Below are 18,575 nucleotides of genomic sequence, written 5' to 3'. Positions count from 1 at the left end.
CTGTTACTTCTGTTACTTCTGTTACTTCTGTTACTTCTGTTACTTCTGTTACTTCTGTTACTTCTGTTACTTCTGTTGATGACCCTGTGATCGACACACATAAAAAAACCGGTTCTGTCACCAGAACCGGTTTTTTTATGTGTCATTCTCTGTTTTTCTGGCTTGGCCGTCAGACAGAAATCAGGCTGGATGGCCACCAAAGCGGCCCAGCAGCATTTTTACGATCCTGACATAAGGATGTGGCTTGAGCTCAATTTCAGACACTACAGCGCGATTCAGTACTTCAGCGTAACCGCTATACAGTGCCGCGCTATAAAACTGATACAGCTCTTCCTTGGATACCGACAATAGCTTGGCAGCCACATCCAGAGTGGTAGGACGTGCACTGAGCAAGGATGAAATCCGGTAGATATTCGGACTGGTATACAAACGGGTGAAGTTCGGCCACTGACGCAGTTGAATCACATCGTCCTCACGGCAACCATCCAGCAATCGACCACCCGACGCCTGAAACGCCGCCTGCCAATAGAATTCACGGATATCACGACCGTTCTCTTCCACCTGAGTGGTGAGTGCCACGGATTTCAAACCACGCGCACGGTAATCATCCTGTGAAGCCGTTAGCACTTCATCAAACTCGATGTTATGAATCAGGAATTTACCTGACTCACCCAAAATAACCAGATAGCGATCAGTAGAGCACAGGTAGTCATCAGTATGGAAAAGGATCTGAACGTTCTTTCCAAACTGCACTGCTTTCTTTACCAGCCGGTAAACACTTTCTTCCAGGTCGGCTGGTTGCGCCCGTTGTTCTATCACTGCACTCATAAATGATCTCCATACTGCCTAGGATGCATATTGAACCGAAGTGGGACTATCCAGGCAGCTACGCAAGCGCACAGAAATCTGCCGCGTATCCAGCATCACACGACCCAGGTTAGAACCTGCGCCGGTCGCTACTGCCAGTACTACGCCATCACCCAGTTCGGTCAGATGCATAATGCCTGCACTTCCCAGAACCACCATTTGGCGGAAGTCTCCAATACTCATTTCGTCCGTTGCCTTCTGAGCCAGCATCAACAGCGATGCATTCATTGCGGCAAAAATATCCTCATTGGTATCCTTATCGAGGGCGGCACCCATCATCATGCCTTCTCGGGTCATAACGGCAGCTGCCTTGGCTGACCCACGAGATGATGACTGGTTAATAAACTGCTTCAGCGTGTCGCTAATCTGAGCAGCCTTTGGGGAACGGGAATCAGTTTCAGAGTACATTAGCAACCTCTTCTGGATCCAACTTGGTGCAATATTATTGCGCCTTCCTGTGGTGCTTCATAGAAGCGTTTATAATATCACTGACCGACAATCAGAACTTGATATTAATCTCACTATTAACAAGAACGAATAAAGTAATCCGCTTGCTTCAGGGTGTCGAGAGCAAAATATGCGTTTTGCTTCTTCTGCACGATTTAAACTGTCAAGTTTTGTCTGGCTGCGATCAGAATCCCAACGCAACCTCGGGCAAATCCCCTCGCGCAGGAGAACAAACAGACACTCGTTCTCCCAACAACTGTTTTTTATCGTCCTGGCGCTGGGACAAATACGCCTTGACCGCATTTCCTCTGGCAGCCGCCAGTACTGGCCAGTCTTCTCCCAGAGTCTTGGCTTCTGCCTCACTGACCACCGGACAAACCTGCAATTCCAGTTCTGTCTTGCTCGTCATGGTTGTCGCTACCTTATCGAGATAGGCCTGATGTTCCGAACTGAGAACACTGTTTTGCTCAGTAAAGGTCAATGGTTCAAGCCGGATGGCAAACAGCTGATCACCAGCCAGAGAAGCAATGCTGATCAGTGCACCATACGGCTGAAATGCCTGCTTCAAATAAAATAAAGTAGCCGTGCGTACTGCTTTTTTAGTGACTTGTTGAATAATATCCTGAATACCAATATCGGGGTCATTGACAGCTCCCGACAGCGGTACATCTATTCTCAGGTTATTATTATCGTCCTTTAATACTGACAGCGCCGTTTCTACCGGCATGGCTATCTGTTTGCTGACCCGATCAATCGTATCCTGGTCTTCTGGTTCAAAACGGCTGTTTTGCAATACCAGCAGCGCCTTGCCCTGCATTTGGCCATTAACGATATTGATATTGCTGTCCAGTTTCATCATGCCTTTCTGAACGTTATATCCCATCGCCTGTACCACGTACGGACTGAAAGGAGGCAAGTTCAACTGCCGCACCTTGAGTGTAAAGGAACCTTCCGGCAAACTTTGTCGCAATCCGGCCTTTGCTGTAAATTCAATCGTATTGTAGTCATCCAGACTGGCGGCTATCGAGACCGGTACTGGCTTACCCGTTTCATTCAGCAAGGCGGCAGAATCCAGCTCGCCAACACTGACAGCCGTCAGCGTCAGTATACTTTTGTGAGCTGGTGCCACCGCCAGGTCGTACCATTGGATCTGGCTGGCGGCGGTCGCTCCTGTGCTTGAATCTGCCATGGTGATACCGTCAATATGAACAATCAGTCCGGCCTCCTCGGCCGCTGCTGCAGAGCCACTGTCAGACAGCTCGGCGTCCATTGCGCCACCGGCTTTGGATGCCACCGATTCTGTTGATGGCACCCCGGCGATCAACCCGTTTTCCAGTCGGGTCAGGTTGGCCCGCAGATCGGCAAAGCGATGTACGCCGGTACTCAACGTCTGCCCGTCAAATAGAATCGACGGTATCTCATACCGCCCCAGGCTGAATAAAACGCCCTGTTTTTTGGCAATGGCATTGGCACTGTCAGGCAGCTGTACCACCAATCCATTCATCACCAGCTGTTGCAACGATTGCGTAGCACGATCCGCACGGATGCCTTTCAGGTACAGTTGCTCCAACGCCACGGGAGGCTGATGCCCGGCAATCACATCAAGGTGTTTCAACGTCAGGTCACCGGTCAATTCCGGATCACGCCGCCAGTCGTTGATTGACCCCTGCCAGCTGACAACCAATGGTTGGTTCAGTGTCACGGCCTGCGGCTGAGTCAGACGTAACGCCGCTATCTGTAATGCCCCGGCCAACTCGACAGGCAAGTTTTCAGCACTGTTGATCAGACCTACCGTCATATTATCGGCCGTTATCCGGGTCTGGATACCAGGTTGCTGCCAACGCAAATCCACATTACTGACCGTAATACCAGCCAACAGCACTTCAAACTGACGGCTGCTCTGGCTCGGACTGGCACTGTGTGGCTGGACACTTGTAGCGGGAGCTTCTGCTGCCGACACAGCGTCCGGTGCTGCCTCGTCGACAGGATCATCATTGCTCGCCGCAGTATCAGTATCAGACAGCTGCAGTGGCAAACCCGCGAGACGGCCATCGTTATAACGGCCATCCAGCCATATTCCATCGATCAGCTGTTGTCCTGCCGACAGAGTAATCCCATCAAAAGCCAATTGAGTCGCCTGATAACGATCGAGGGAAAACAAGGTCACCGCCGCAGCTGCCTTTTCATCCGGCTCGCTACTGCCCATCTCGCTACTGCCCGGCTCAGTACTGTCTGCCACTCGCTCCTGCACCCGCACACCATCCAGCTGGAATAACCCCAACTGTTGTTGTTCGGCATCCGCAACGATTTCCTGCAGTATCAGGCGCTCAAAACCAACCCGGGTCGCATCCAGTAGCGTCAGCGATAAGGGTTCAATCACCAGGTCACCCCGCACCCCTGGCTGGGTATGCCAGTGGGTCAGGCGGCCTTGCCATGAGAGTACAACAGGCTGATCCAGCGTCAGGGTTTGTGGTGTATCCGCCGCCAGGCCCGGAATCATCGTGGGCAGATCCAGTTCTGGCGACAGGCTGTGCAAGAATTGTTGGTTGGCCGATAAAGTATTGAGCGACAAGGCCAAGGTTAACTCGATATCGTCATCGTGACGGCTGTCGAACCCACGAACATCAACAGAACGGATGCCCAGTTGGGTCTGCAAGCCATCCTGCTGCCAGCCCAGCTGCCAGTCATTCAGGCTGATATGCTCCAGCCGAACTGCCCAGGGGGTGGCTTCACTGTCAGTTGGCTGTACTTCGGCAGGTGCCGCCCCGGAGGTTGTCAGAGGCAAGGATAATCCAGCAACCAGCAGCTGATCTCCCTGACGGGTTGCCGCCAATCGCAAGCCATCGAGCTGCAAACGGGTAATCTCGATCAGTTTGTTTTGCACCTGACCGGTATCAATATCCAGCGCGACTTGATCTATGCGGGTTTCCCCATCACCGGCTCCCGGATGCTGCAACGTCACTCCGGTCAGCGTCAGCTCGCCACGAATCAGGGCCAGCTGCCAATCATTCAACGTCAGCTGATAACCTTCACCCTGCTCGGCATACCATTGTTGTAACCAGGAAATTGCCAGTCCAGGCCCGGCAAAACGAATGACGGGTACCAGCAAGATCAACAACACCAGTAACAGCAAGAGCGAACGCCCGACCCAGAACAGCCAGCCTCGCGATGGCGCGGCAGGTGATGAAGGTTGGTCTTTGGGTGACTTGCGCGCAGCCATGCTGCCTCCTGCTATTGCTAAAAAATTGCCATCGTTGATACACACCGGCTGACGATTCAGCCACTGAAAAAAACTGGCCATTCCATTAGCCCTAGCCCTATTGCAGCCCGATTACGCCTCCTGAATTAATTGAACAACCCAAGATCGCGCTGACCGTCAACTCCACAGGGCATCACGCAAGCCGCTGGCTCGCTCCACCCGGCTGGCCAATCCCTGCCGCCAGCAGCCATGACTCGTCAATAAAACAAAACGCTCACGTGCCCGGGTAATCGCGGTATACACCAGCTCTCGCGTAATGACAGGTTGCCAGAGGGGCGGCAACAGTAATTGCACCGCGACAAACTCCGAACCCTGGCTTTTATGGACTGTCATGGCAAAAGAAGTTTCATGACTGGGCAAACGACTGGGTAATAAATATCGTACCCCACCATCGGCGGTTAGGAAGGCGACCCGGAGTGCACCGGCGGCATCCGTCACAGTAACGCCAATATCGCCATTAAACAGACCGAGATCATAATCGTTACGGGTAACCATAACCGGCCTGCCAGAATACCACAGGCTATCGGCACTACGCCGAAGAAGTCCGGCACGGGTCAACAATTCTTCAATACGAAGGTTCATGCTTTCCACTCCGAACGGCCCCTGTCGAGTGGCGACCAGTACCTGGAAATCATTCAGCGCTGCCAGCATGTGCACGCTGTCTGCCGACGCCACTGCGTCACAATAACTGCGATAACCATCCACCAGCACCTGCTGCCATGATGCTTGTCCGGGCGCGGTCTCTATTCCCTGATGCGCAAGCGCCGCCGCAGGCAAATCCTCGGGGTCATGCAACAACAGATCAATATCCGCGTAGCGGGGAAACACTGCCAGCGCGGCTGCCACATCCCCCCGGTTGGTCGCAGCAGCCAGCTGGCCAATACCACTGTTGGCATCAAAGCGATGGGACACTTTTAACGACACCACGGCATTCACCATGCCATTCGTCGCCTCTCCGCTGGCAGAGGCCGTCACATCCGGGCCGCCCACCGCCGGGTTATAGCCGCACAAGGCGGCGACTTGCTGACCAAAAGACACCTCCGGCCAATGCTCCACTCCGGCATCACACAGGTCAGCCAGTACACTCCCGGCTTCAACCGATGCCAACTGATCCTTATCACCCAACAAGATCAATCGGGCCATTGGTGCCAAAGCACTGATCAACTGATACATCATCGCCAGATCAATCATGGACGACTCATCCACCACCACACAGTCGTAAGGTAAATGCCGCTCAGGCCCATAACGAAAGCCCCCCGGATGCCAGCCAAGCAGACGATGCAGGGTAAAGCTGATATCCGGAATCCATTCCGCCATCGCGATACCACCTTGCGACTTGGCCCCCCGAATGGACTCGGTCATGCGGGCGGCGGCCTTGCCGGTCGGCGCTGCCAAAGCAATACGCAAATGAGGCTGTGTGGTCAGCAAGGCACTGAGCAAGCGAGTGACGGTGGTGGTTTTACCGGTACCTGGCCCACCAGTAATAACACTGAAATGCTGCAAACAGGCAGTGGTTGCCGCGATCGCCTGCCAGTCGTTCTGCCCATCATGGCGGGGCGAAAACAGCGTCGCCAGTGCTGGCCGTAATACATCCGGTTGTAATGTTGTCGTCTCCGACAACGCCAGTCGCTCCCTGATTTGCTGCTCCAGTCCGCGCTGATAAAAAAAGTAGCGCGCCAGATACAAACGTAACACCGGTTGTCCGTCTACCCAGCGCTGCTCCAGCACCAGGGGTTGCCCTTGATAGTCACCGTCGGCATCGCTGTCATCGCCATAACAGGACCACCAGCACCCCGAACAACCGCGCAGCCAGTCATGCCACTGGGCAGCAGCAGGCCAATTGGCAGCCAACTCGGGCAGCGGCGCGTAATGTAACGGCAAACACACCTGCCCCCTACCCAATACAATCGAAACCAACGCCGTGGCCAGATACAAGGCCTGGGCCTGTACAGGTACGCACTCACCTTCGTAGGCCAACAGCTGTCGGCTGAGCTGGTGATCAATTTCCCGCAACCGCTCGGTACGGACAAGCCGATCCAGCAAGGGGGACAACGGCGTGGCCACGGTCAACACTGGCAGCGGTGCCAGCCAAGGTTGATGCCCAGCTGGCGCTTCATACATAACCGTACTCATAAATCCAGTTCTCCCTGTCTCGCAGTACCTGTGTTTGGCTGCCTGGCCGACGCGGACTCCGGCTGATGCCGGGGCAGAGTGTTATCTGTTGCTCCAGCATCGGGCTCAACATCAACATCAACATCAACATCAACATCAACATCAACACCAGTATCAACGCCAATCCCGAACCCAGAACCTGCTGGCCGCAGCAAGCGTTGTTGCCAGTGCTGCAACTGTGCCCAATCGATGGTCTGGAAATACACGCCCGGCCATGGCCCGGAGGCCGCCACAGCCGCGGAGTCAGCGTCCCCCATGCCACGCAGAAACAGGTAATACACTCCCCCCAGATGCTGCTGCGGACTGTAGTCTGGTAACCGCTGACGTAAAAACTGGTCCAGTGCCAGGATATAAATCCAGGCCTGCAAATCATAATGATGCTCGACCATACTTTGCTGCAGTGCCACACCAGTGTAATCCTGCCGCTGATCTCCCAGATAATTCGACTTGTAATCCGCCAGGTAATAACGCCCCTGATAACAGAACACCAAATCGATAAACCCTTTCAGATACCCTGTCACCGCACTGAACTCCAGTTGTGGTCGCCGGATACCTTCAGCGTTCTGGCCGGATTCAATCAACAAACGGTTCAACGACCCCGAGCGCAACTCACCGATCGGCAAACAGAATTCCATTTCATCCAGGCGTTGATCCGTCTCCAGCGCTGCCAGTGACAAACCGCTCTCGCTGTCCAAGGGTGTCTGCACCACGCCCATCAGCCAGTCAGCCAGGGCCGGTAAATCAACGTCTTGCTGTAACAAGCCAAAATGCCCCAGCTCCGTAGGCAGAATGGTCTCGATCAAGGATTCACGAGAATGAAAATCCCACCGTTCCAGCACACGGTGCAAACAGGTACCCGCCTGGGGTCCTCGAGGAAAAGAGATGGCTGCCGAGGTAATAAACGGGTTATCCCGACACTCAGCGGTCAGCTGCCCTGTTGAGCCGTTCGTGTCCTCAGCCGTCAACCCCAAATGACTGCCAGATTCTCCGTGACTGCCATGATCGGTTTCATCAAGGCGCAAATTTCCAACATCGGCCAGCAAACCCACACCGTCATGCCTGCCTCCGTCTGCGTGATAACTCAACGCGGTAAAGCTGCTGACACGCCAACGCTGATACAAAGGCCGGGAAAAATCCATCGCCACGGGCAATTGCTCCGTAACCGGGATCAAGGGGCGATCACCGTCAGGCCAATGAGGCCAGGGGCTGATCCGGACTGCCTCCCCGGATGAATGGCAAAGCGCGTCAAGCGAGACTCCTGTCGTTTGCAGCAACTCCCCCAGGGCGGAGGTGTCCAGTACTCTGGTTTTCCGGCTCATCGCCGCCGATAACCAAATAAAGCAGCCTTGCACCGGCCGCGTCAGCGCCACGTACAACAACCGCATCATTTCCGCTTTACTGTCACGGGTAGCCATGGCTCTGGCGTCTTTATCCGGTGCCAGATTCACCACAACCCCTTGTGCCTCATCAAAATACTGTACCGAGCGGGCTTGTGGCCGCAGGGTATAGCTGTCACTCCAGAGAAAAGGCAGAAAAACCAGCGGATACTCCAGCCCTTTGGATTTGTGAATGGTGACAATCGATACCAGGTTGTCGTCGGTTTCCAACCGTAACTGGGCTTCGTCACCACTGCCTGATGCATCCAGCACCTGCTCGGTAAACCAGCGTAATAAAGCCTGGTGGCCCCGCAAGCGACGACTGGCCTGCTGCAGCAATTCACCCAGATGCAGCAGATTGGTCAAAATACGTTCGCCATCCGCTAACTGCCGCAACCGCACGGCCCGGTCGTTATCATTCAGCCAACGCATCAGACTGGCCATAATCCCGCGTCGTAACCAACAGTCGTGGTAGCCCTGAATCTGCGCCAGCTGCTGCTCCCAGGCAGCTTCTTCGATCAATAGCTGATGCAGCTGCTCACTGCTGAAGCCCTGTAACGAAGTCGCCAAGGCATTACGCACTGCCCGCTCGTTAGCCGGTTCGGCAATGGCTGCCAGCCAGGTCAGCAACTCGCTGGCCTCCAGGCTGCGAAAGACGGAATCCCGAGACAGGAACACGGCACCAACGCCCACCCGCGACAAGGCTTTTTTCATGATCTGAGCCTGCTTGTGGCTGCGTACCAGCACCGCCATATCCCGAGCCAGCACCGGCTGATCACCAATCTGGCCCGTCCCGGTTAATAACGCCCGGATACTGCTGGCGCATTGCTGCGCACAACGCCAAACCCCCTGATCACGGTTTTCTTCCACCTCATCCAGCCAGATCTGCAAGGGAGCCTGCGATTGAGCCGCGCCAGACAACATCAATCGCAACGGTCGATCATCCGCCTTACCAGCGGCCTTGACGGGATGAAACGGAATATCCTCATCAAATACAAACGGGGCCGGATGCTGTGCAAACAGATCATTCACATCGGCCACCAGATCGCTGTGGCTGCGCCAGTTGGTATCCAGGGTAAAAATACGCTCTGGCTTCATCGCCCGCCGGGCTCCGATATAGGTAAAAATATCCGCTCCCCGAAAGGCATAAATCGCCTGCTTGGGGTCTCCGATCGCTGTCAGCCCCCAGCGCGTTGATCCGCTGCTCGCGGCCCTGTCATTACCGCTGACAGGGGCTTTATACTCCTGGGATTCCTCTGCGCTGTCCGACTCGGCCGGATAAATCGTGGCAAAGATCCGATACTGCAATGGATCGGTATCCTGAAACTCATCAATCAGGGCGACAGGGTAAAGACTGCGTATCTGTTCCGCTAACGCCTGTCCCATTGGCCCTTGCAGCGCTACATCCAGTAACCGCAACAGATCATCCGGCGACATCGCACCAGCCTGCTCCAGCAGCGTGATATAACGGGCCTTGACCTCCTCGAACCAGACCACCGGCAAGACTGATCGCAACTGATCGAGCTGTGCCAGGTACGGCTGCAATGTATCCAGCAGCTGCTGGATCTGATCAAACAACGGGTGTTCTGGTGTGGTGCCTTTCTTTTTGGTTTTGGCACGCAACATCTCAGTACCAAAGTGACCCAGCTTGTCCGGCACGTTAAACGAGAAGTGACCGCTGAAATATTGGCTGATACTCCGTATCCAGCCCGGCACCGAACCTTTGCGGTATGAGTTGCCATTCAAGTCACCCGATTGCAACAGCTCCAGAATGTGCTGATCACCCAGCTGCTGCCAAAGCGCGCCGACCTGCTCAAAGCAGCGACTGGCATCCTGCCAGTCTTCTGGCAACAACACTTGCCCTGGTGTTGGTGATGGAATAAAACGGGCGTCCGGCCGGGCAAACCAGTGCCGTACCGTACTCATCAAATCCGCCGGGGTTGGGAACACCGCCGACAGCCATTCGACCGCCAGAATCTGCTGGTGGTACAGGCCACGACGCCAGACATCCTCGCAGGCCTGGCGTAAATACTGGTCGGCATCCAGCACCAGCTCGGCACTGAACATCACGCCGGTATCAAAGGCGAATTGTTTCAGCATGCGCTGGCAAAAACCGTGAATGGTAAAAATACTGGCATCATCCATACGCGCCAGATTCGCCTGCAGCCAGGTTGCCAGCCTTTGTAACCCTTCATCGTCCAACGCCAGTTGTGCCAACCATTGCCCAAACAACGCATCATCGACCGGCTGTCCACCCCGCAAGCGCACCACATCCTCAAAATTGTTACGGATACGCTCCCGGATACGGCCTCGTAGCTCTTCAGTGGCAGCGTTGGTAAAGGTCACCACCAGCACCTGATCGCAACTCAGTTGCTCCAGACCGGTGTGATGGCCAATCAGCAAACGACTGTAAAGACTGGCAATGGTGTAGGTTTTCCCCGTCCCTGCGCTGGCTTCGATCAGTGATTGCCCCAACAGCGGAAAGGTCGATATATCCAGAGGGTTGACCCCGGCCTGCCCATGCTCACCAGCGGCGGCTACGGCAGACGTCGCCGCTGCACCGGGGGCATCCGTGGTTATCGAACGATGGTTAGTCATGACACTTCCTCCGCCATGCTGTGATGAGCACACAACGGCTTCATCAACCAGTCAAATTGCTTTAGCCAGGCGGTTCGTTGTTCCGGCTGTTCCAACTGTTCCGCCAGCTGGGGAAAACACCGCACAATCGACACCGCTGCCAGTTCACCAAACTCTTGCGCCGTTGCCTTGGCCACAACGTCATCCCGGGCCTCTTCTTCCACCTGCAGCAACTGCCAAAGCAAATCCGGCAGTAATGGTTGAGGCTGACACCAGCCCTGTAAATAAAACGCCACGCAAGCCGTCAGAATATCGTTGGCCTGTTGCTGCACAGGGGCATCTAACCGGTGTTGCACAACCTGTTGCTTGCTATCCAGACCCAACACCAAGGCATGTGTAATGGCATCCCCATGAACCTGCCGCGCCAGGACCAGCTCCAGCCAGGCTGCCAGCAGATGCTTGCCACGAATCGCCCCGGGCCGATAACGAATCAACACCGAGCCGGCACACTGACCCAGCTCGCCTTCAAGCTGCCAGGTCAGGGCAGTACCAGCGGTTACCCGGTCATCAGCCAATGTTTCCTTCAGCACCCGGGCCAGACTGTCTCCACTTAATTCAACCGCTGCGACCAATGCCTGGCGGCTGATTCCCTCTGCGTCACGGCTATCGGCACTTGTCGCGATGGCAGTATCCCGAATCAAACACACCGCCTCGGTGAGCGGTCGAACCGAGGCCTGTAATTTCTGCGCCGTCAGTTGTCCAAGCGCGTTCACCGGTAATTGTCCCAGCGCCTGCATACGTTCGAGGCGGCGCTGGCGAGCAGCATTTCCCTGCTCATCGACCAAGGGATCGGCCGCTGGATTGTCGCCCAGCAAGCTGTCCAGCTCGTCACTGCGATAGAGATAACGTTCCAGACTATCCAGATCAAACGGCTCTTCTGCCGGATGATCTTGCCAGTAAGGTGTCAGATTGGCGCGCAAGCGCCGTTTAAGAAAAAAGTCGGCGTTGTTATGCAACGCCTTGATCATATCGGCGAGTTCTATGATTACCCGCTCACCCGAGTGTTGGGGTAACAGCTCCTCTGGCAACGGCAGTACACGGCTGACAAAATCACCAACAGCCTCACGCTCCTGCGGTAACAAGGCAGGATGATGACTGCCTGCCACTTTGGCCCATAACGGGTGATAGCTGGTAATCCGGTTGGTTATAACGGCTGGAGCTGAGCGGTCATGACCGAGTGGCATATAAACCCCGGCTCCGAACGGCTGCAAGGGGATGGTTTCAATCAACCATTGATACATGGCCTCGCGGCTTTGGGCATGGGGCTTGTCCTGACCTTGCTGCAGGCAGAAGCTGTCACAGACGTAATCCACCAGCTCGCTCACCAGTACTGACGGTTGCTGCTCGTTGTTTTCCCGTACGCCGTGACCGCGATAGCTGATATACAGGTGCTGCTGTGCTGACGTTACGGCTTCCAGAAACAGATAACGATCATCATCCCGACGGGAGCGATCCCCCAACCGCCGCTGACCGGAGGCCAACAGGTCAAATCCAACCGGAGGTACCCGGCGCGGATAATCGACATCGTTCATGCCCAGCAAACACACCACTTTGAATGGAATCGACCGCATCGGCATCAAGGTACAGAAATTCACCGGCCCGGCCAAAAAGCGCTGCCAGCCACCTTGTTGCCCTAATTGCTCATTAAACCAGGCCCGTACCACCCGTCCTGACAACATCAGGGTGCTGGTCGTCGCGTCATGTGTTTCCGGCACCGTACCGGCGTCTGCCGCAGGACAGACCACAGCACTCAGTTCCAGCTCTTGCTGCCAGCGCACCAGAGCATCACGCACCTGCTGTAACGAGCCTGCTTGCTGCTGTTGTTCCGCCAGACTGATACCATCAGCGCGATTGAAATCGGTACAAAAAAAGCTCTCCAGCATGACTGGCAAGCTGACCAGCCAGTCGGCCGGATCGCGTAATTCGCCCAATGTCTGCTGCCAGTATTCCAACGCATCCACAAAGCCCAACAGCTTTCCGAGCAATTCAGCGCTGTTACCTTCCACTGCCGTAATCGGCCAGTCTCCCTGCCACCCCGGGGTGTACTGACTATCGGGTAATACCTCAGGAATCATCAATCCCAGCAACAGTTGCCGCAGCCCCTTACGCCAGCTGTTTTGCTCAAATACCGGCAAGCCAAGGCGACCACGTTGCTGACCATCCAGCCCCCAGCGAATATTCGCGCGTACCAGCCAGTCCTTGATGGTTTCCAGCTCGCTACGCGCAATACCAAAGCGGGTACGGATAGCTGCCACATCCAGCCAATCCTGTACTTCCGTAATAGTCAGACGACTGTCTGCCAGCCCCAATAACGACAGGAAGGTTTCAATCAGCGGGTTTTCCATCAGCATCGACTGATCCGCAATGGCCCAGGGGATTCTCAGGCTATGGCCGCTGTCGGTTTGCTCAACACTGGCGAAAACGGCATCGATATACGCAGCATAGGCATCGATATCCGGTACCATCACCACCACATCACGAGGATTCAGCTCCGGGTCCTGGGCAAACCAGTGTAATAACTGATCGTGCAACCGTTGTACTTCGCGCAACGGGCTGTGAGCAGACACCAGCTTGAGGCTATCGTCATCCGCCTGTACAACCTGTTTAAACCGACTGTGCTGCAGGGCATCGGCACCAAAAGCCGCTTGTTGCCGATCCTGCAATTCCAGAATGTCGTATTGCAGCGCATGCAGCAGGTCCATCGTGTCTGATGGCTGATCCGGGTCAACCCAGGCCTCCACATCCAGAGCCAGCTCGGTCTCGTGTACCAAGGTCAGAAAATCACGCCCCAGCTGACCCCAGCTGGCCAATAGCGGATTACCCCGATCCAGGTACGCAGCGGATTCCGGCTGGCGCTGCAAAATCCGCAACCGCCGCCGGCCATCAACAATATCGCCCCAAAAGTTCCGGCACGGATTCAGCAGAAAAAAATGCACCTCCACTTCACTCGAAATAGCATCCAGCACTTGCCAATAACTGCCGGGTAACGCCGCAATACCAAACACAAACAGCCGCTTGGGCAAGCCTGCCAGCCGTTCAGGGTAGCGCCGTACCAGATCTGCCAGTTGCTCCATCAGTCGTGCCCGGTGCGCCAGGCTCTGACCCTGTTGCTCACAGTCAGCCACCAGCGCCCGCCAGACCAGCGGTTGCCATGGATGACGGCTGACATCCGCCCCTTCTACCTGATCTTCACCCGCTTCCCAGGCCAGCAACCAGTCTGGCCGATACACCAGGTATTGATCGAACACATCAGCAATGGTTTGTGCCAGCTGATAACATTTGATACCAGCCTCATCGTCATCAAGATAATGGGCAATCGCTTTGCATGGATGATCGTCTCCGGCACCGGCCACCAGGCCTGGCAACAGCCGCATCAGTTTCCATATCATCAATTGTTTGTCGAAGTGGGAGCGCTCCGGCAAATCCGGCCGCAAGCGATTAAATATCTGCCAAACAAAACTGAACGGCAGCGGAAACTCCAGCTGCGCCGAGACACCAAGACCATCAGCAATGTTCAATTTGAGCCAATGTGCCATACCCTGGCTTTGCACCAGAATCGCTTCACGCTCGAAAGGAGACGGTGGGTTTTGTTGCATCAGTGACAACAAAATCCCTTTCAGAACGTCCAGATCGTTGGAATGGTAGAGTTTGAGCATGCAATCCGTTACCTGATGGCCGACAAAAAATAGCATTCTAACAGGGAGAGGCCGCCGCAACGCGGGACAAATCCGCGCCGATGTGCCGGACGGTGCGGTCAGTTTGCCGGATGGCTCGACAGCAGCCCGATTGACGCTTATCTTCCCTGTCGCCAAACACCAACCTATTTTCAGGATATGCCATGTCGAGCAAAATGGATGCTTATACCGAGAAACAGCGCGGTATTTATTACAACGCTTTCCGCCAACCCATGGCCCAGCCCGAACTGCAACTGACGGGTGCCAATCCTCCTGCCGACAGTGGTTTGCTACTGATATTACGTTACCCCGACAGCCTGACTCGCTTGCTCAGCCAGGCCAGCGCCAATATTGGCCAGATCATTCCCGCCATGAGTTATGGTGCCGACACCTTGCACACCACACTGGCAACAGGCAGCAAGCTGACCCAGCGCACAGAGAACGAAGCCAACGCCCTGGAGATTCAGGCAAACCAGTGGTTTATGAACCAGGGCCAACCACTGGCACAAACCCGACTGGCCAATGTGTGTATTGGTTTCACCGATTGGCTGTACAACAGCAACACCCTGATTGCCGCCAGCAAAGCCAACGCCGGTTTCTGGCAGCTGGCAGAAGCCCTGGTCGAAAGCGCCCAACAGGCGGGCATTGAACTGAGCATGCCCTGGGGCAGCCACATTACCGTTTCCCGCTTTTTGGCCGAGCAACAATCCGCCGATATCATTCGCCATACCGTATCAGAATTACCGCCCTTACCCTGGGAGCCAATCACCCCCTGCGGTATTGAGTTGGTACGCTTTCAGTGTGATGCCGATGGGTTTCACTTCTTTCGGCGCGAAGACTGGTCCTGCTGAAATCGACCTGACTATCAGAGCTATTTAAAAATCTGATAATTCAATACGACATTCGGTGTATATTCCCTACCTGTTGCTACCACCTGTATCGCAAGACTGCTTCAACACCCTCCGGGCAACAGAGGGGTGATCATTCAGAACGAGGAAATATAACACCATGAAAGAGGTTACCCGTGGTCGGTTGACCACTCGCACCATCGCCATGCCGAGCGATACCAACCCCGCTGGCGACATTTTCGGAGGCTGGGTACTCTCCCAAATGGACATCGCCGCCGGTATTTGCGCCGGGCAGCGTGCACAAGGACGTGTTGTCACGGTTGCAGTAGACAGCATGAGTTTTATTCGCCCGGTCAGAGTTGGCGATATTCTGGGGGTTTACACCGAAGTGGCCTACAGCGGCCGGACATCCATGGACATACACGTTGAAGCCTGGGTACGTCGCGGTCGTATTGGTCAACGGGAAAGAGTAACCGAAGCCACCTTCAAGTTTGTCTCCATCGACGAAGACGGTGCTCCCACACCCATTCCAGATGAAAAAGACCTGCCAACCTATGTACTGGACAACAACAACTGCGAATTCTGACCGGATCAGGTAACGCCACGATCATACGATCAGCGCACGCCATGGATGGCGATCCGGGTGATCGGCGTTTATAAGCGCAGCGACCCTGGCATCAAAAACCGGAGTATTGGAACCCCTGGTGTCGAAAACCCAGGTATTAAACCCAGGTATCAGCCCCAGACATCGAACAAAGGCTAGTCATCATCCTGCTGATATTCGCTGATATCTTCTGGTCGCAACTGACGCTGCATCCCCATCAGAAAGTTACGCAATATCTGGTCTTTGCACTCACGATAATTCTTATGATCCGGCTTGCGGAAAAACGCACTCAGTTCATGCTTGCTTAGACGGAAGCCCGCCACCTGCAAGGTCTCCAGAATATCCTCCGCTTGCATATCCAGAGCAATACGCAACTTGCGCAAGATAATATTATTGGTCAGACGCGTTTCCAGTTCAGGCTGGGCACCATCCCGCTTGCCACGATGAGTGTTGATAAAACCATTCAGAAATGCCGCCAGATCGGTATCACTGGCGATAAGCGCGGCTTCATCATCATCCTTTTTCAGCCAGCCACAGACCTGCTCCCGAGTGACGGAACAATCCGCCGCCGCAAAAATAGCCATCATTTTGGAATCATTAAGATCGAAGGTATAGCGGATACGGCGGAATACATCGTTATTGGTCAAGGTAAGTCCTGTTTGAGTAACCAGCAGTCGAATCATTACGACATGCATAAACAATGCATTTTAGCAGAGTCCGGCAGGTTGACCTATCCAGCCCACCCAAACCACCACCCGCAGCAGCTGAAACAGAACTGCTTTTTTTGTATACTCCGCGCCCCGAAAAACCATCACGCACCGGTTTTACGTTCCGGTCAGCGAGGACACCATGACATCATCCGCATCACCAACCCCTGCGCCCACGGCCAGTGAAACGCCCGTTAGTGGCTCTATCGTAGTTTGCGCCATGTACAAGTTCGTCACGCTTGACGATTTTGAGGCATTACGCCAGCCATTACTCGACACCATGCTCGCGCTGGACGTCAAAGGTACCCTGCTACTGGCCCACGAAGGCATCAACGGCACCGTCGCCGGTAGCCGCGCGGGTATTGATGGCTTGTTGGCCTACTTGCGCCAGGATTCACGTCTGGCCAACATCGGCTATAAGGAATCCTACGATGACGAACAGCCGTTCTACCGCACCAAGGTCAAACTCAAAAAAGAAATCGTCACCATGGGTATCGAAGGAATCGACCCGAAACGTGTAGTAGGCACTTACGTACAACCCAAAGACTGGAATGCCCTGATTTCCGACCCGGAGGTCTTGCTGGTCGATACCCGCAACGACTACGAAGTTGGTATAGGTACCTTCAAAGGTGCACAAGACCCGAACACCAAAACCTTCCGTGAATTCCCTCAGTACGTAAAAGAAAACCTCAACCCGGAAAAACACAAAAAAGTCGCCATGTTCTGTACTGGTGGCATCCGCTGCGAAAAATCCACCGCCTACCTGAAAGAGCAAGGTTTTGACGAGGTCTACCACCTCGAAGGTGGCATTCTGAAATACCTGGAAGAAGTCCCCGAAGCAGAGACCCTGTGGCAAGGTGAATGTTTTGTCTTCGACAATCGCGTCACCGTTAACCACAAGCTGGAAAAAGGCGAATACGACCAATGCCATGCCTGCCGTCGCCCGATCACCGAAGCCGACAAACAATCTGAACATTACCTGCAAGGCGTTAGTTGCCATCACTGCATTAATGAATATTCAGACGAACAACGGGAACGTTTCCGCCAGCGCGAACATCAGATGCAACTGGCCAAACAACGTGGTGAAGATCACCTCGGCAACGACCTGCAAGATATTATTGAGCAGCGTCGCCAGGAAAAACTCGCCTTCAAGGCACAGCAGCGGCAACAAGACTAAGACGTCACCTGGAAAAACCAAGAATATATAGGAAGAGATTCAAACAGCGCTTTTTGTATGGTCACCGCTCTTGACCATCAGGCGCTGTCTTTCTTTTGGGACCCCAGTCTTTTCGGGACACCCACTCTAGTACCTTCTCCTGATACCCAACCCGTTGGTTATTGGCCTATTATTTCCCTCATCGCAACAAGGAGAGAAACGATGCCCAAACCCAGAAAACAACAGGTTTCAGTCGAGGCCACCCCTTGGTATCACTGCGTTTCTCGCTGCGTCCGCCGTGCCTTTCTTTGCGGTACAGACCAGTTCTCCGGCGCTTGCTATGAACACCGTCGTGGCTGGCTGGAAGCGCGTTTATTGGCCTTGCCTCAAATATTCGCCATTCAGGTCGCTGCTTATGCGGTGATGTCGAATCATTATCATGTGGTGCTGTTCGTCGATACTGATCAGGCGGCAAGCTGGTCCGAGCTGGACGTGGTGCAACGTTGGCATCAATTATTCAAGGGTAATCCTCTGTCGCAGCGTTTTGAGCGCGGCGAACCGCTGGCCACAGCCGAACAGGCACGCCTGACAATATTGGTCGAGGAATGGCGTTCGCGCCTGTCAGACATCAGCTGGTTTATGCGAGTTTTGAACGAGGCGATTGCTCGCGAAGCCAATGCGGAAGATGCATGTACCGGTCGCTTCTGGGAGGGAAGATTCAAGTCCCAGGCGCTTTTGGATGAAGCAGCCTTGTTGGCTTGTATGGCTTACGTCGACCTGAACCCCGTCAGAGCAGGCATGGCCAACACGCCGGAAACGTCTGATTAC

Annotated in this window: 10 protein-coding genes and 1 pseudogene; 4 read left to right on the top strand and 7 right to left on the bottom strand. The window is 54.6% G+C overall.

Annotated features, from left to right (window positions below; genetic code table 11):
- Window positions 1-180 precede the first annotated feature (180 nt).
- The 6 genes from Q4551_RS15500 to recC form a co-directional block, all read right to left on the bottom strand.
- On the bottom strand, window positions 181-828 hold the full coding sequence (locus Q4551_RS15500; RefSeq protein WP_303434787.1) for a hypothetical protein: 648 nt from the start codon (window positions 826-828) through the stop codon (window positions 181-183).
- An 18-nt stretch (window positions 829-846) separates the two neighbouring features.
- Complete coding sequence (locus Q4551_RS15495) at window positions 847-1,275, bottom strand: roadblock/LC7 domain-containing protein (RefSeq protein ID WP_303434786.1); 429 nt, start codon at window positions 1,273-1,275, stop codon at window positions 847-849.
- Window positions 1,276-1,498: 223 nt separating this feature from the next.
- The gene (locus Q4551_RS15490) at window positions 1,499-4,534 is read right to left on the bottom strand and encodes a DUF748 domain-containing protein (RefSeq protein ID WP_303434785.1); all 3,036 of its coding nucleotides are present in this window, start codon (window positions 4,532-4,534) and stop codon (window positions 1,499-1,501) included.
- Between the two features lie 156 nt (window positions 4,535-4,690).
- The gene (recD, locus tag Q4551_RS15485) at window positions 4,691-6,706 is read right to left on the bottom strand and encodes an exodeoxyribonuclease V subunit alpha (protein WP_303434784.1); all 2,016 of its coding nucleotides are present in this window, start codon (window positions 6,704-6,706) and stop codon (window positions 4,691-4,693) included.
- On the bottom strand, window positions 6,703-10,719 hold the full coding sequence (recB, locus tag Q4551_RS15480) for an exodeoxyribonuclease V subunit beta (protein ID WP_303434783.1): 4,017 nt from the start codon (window positions 10,717-10,719) through the stop codon (window positions 6,703-6,705). The genes recD and recB overlap by 4 nt, the downstream gene beginning before the upstream one ends.
- Window positions 10,716-14,414: an exodeoxyribonuclease V subunit gamma gene (gene recC, locus Q4551_RS15475; RefSeq protein ID WP_303434782.1), complete on the bottom strand. Its 3,699-nt coding sequence runs from the start codon at window positions 14,412-14,414 to the stop codon at window positions 10,716-10,718. Before recC ends, recB begins: the two co-directional genes overlap by 4 nt.
- 182 nt (window positions 14,415-14,596) lie before the next feature.
- Between recC and Q4551_RS15470 the strand changes: the two genes are divergently transcribed.
- Both Q4551_RS15470 and Q4551_RS15465 read left to right on the top strand, forming a co-directional pair.
- Window positions 14,597-15,283 carry a hypothetical protein gene (locus Q4551_RS15470; protein WP_303434780.1) on the top strand — a complete coding sequence of 229 codons (687 nt, stop codon included), beginning with the start codon at window positions 14,597-14,599 and terminating at the stop codon, window positions 15,281-15,283.
- A 157-nt stretch (window positions 15,284-15,440) separates the two neighbouring features.
- The gene (locus Q4551_RS15465; protein ID WP_303434779.1) at window positions 15,441-15,866 is read left to right on the top strand and encodes an acyl-CoA thioesterase; all 426 of its coding nucleotides are present in this window, start codon (window positions 15,441-15,443) and stop codon (window positions 15,864-15,866) included.
- A gap of 173 nt (window positions 15,867-16,039) precedes the next feature.
- Here Q4551_RS15465 and Q4551_RS15460 read toward each other — a convergent pair whose 3' ends face one another.
- A complete protein-coding gene (locus Q4551_RS15460) occupies window positions 16,040-16,531 on the bottom strand; it encodes a DUF1456 family protein (protein WP_303434778.1) in 492 nt (163 codons plus the stop codon).
- 202 nt (window positions 16,532-16,733) lie between these two features.
- Here Q4551_RS15460 and Q4551_RS15455 point away from each other — a divergent pair, with 202 nt between their 5' ends.
- Window positions 16,734-17,768, top strand: a complete 1,035-nt coding sequence (locus Q4551_RS15455; RefSeq protein WP_303434777.1) for a rhodanese-related sulfurtransferase — start codon at window positions 16,734-16,736, stop codon at window positions 17,766-17,768.
- Between the two features lie 201 nt (window positions 17,769-17,969).
- Window positions 17,970-18,575: pseudogene (locus tag Q4551_RS15450) on the top strand (hypothetical protein); the annotation flags it as partial.

The organism is Oceanobacter sp. 5_MG-2023 (genome assembly GCF_030548165.1).
In the GTDB taxonomy this organism is placed as follows: Bacteria; Pseudomonadota; Gammaproteobacteria; order Pseudomonadales; family Oceanobacteraceae; genus Oceanobacter.
The sequence above is the reverse complement of the archived record's forward strand: the minus strand, read 5'-3'. Positions and strand labels throughout refer to the sequence as shown.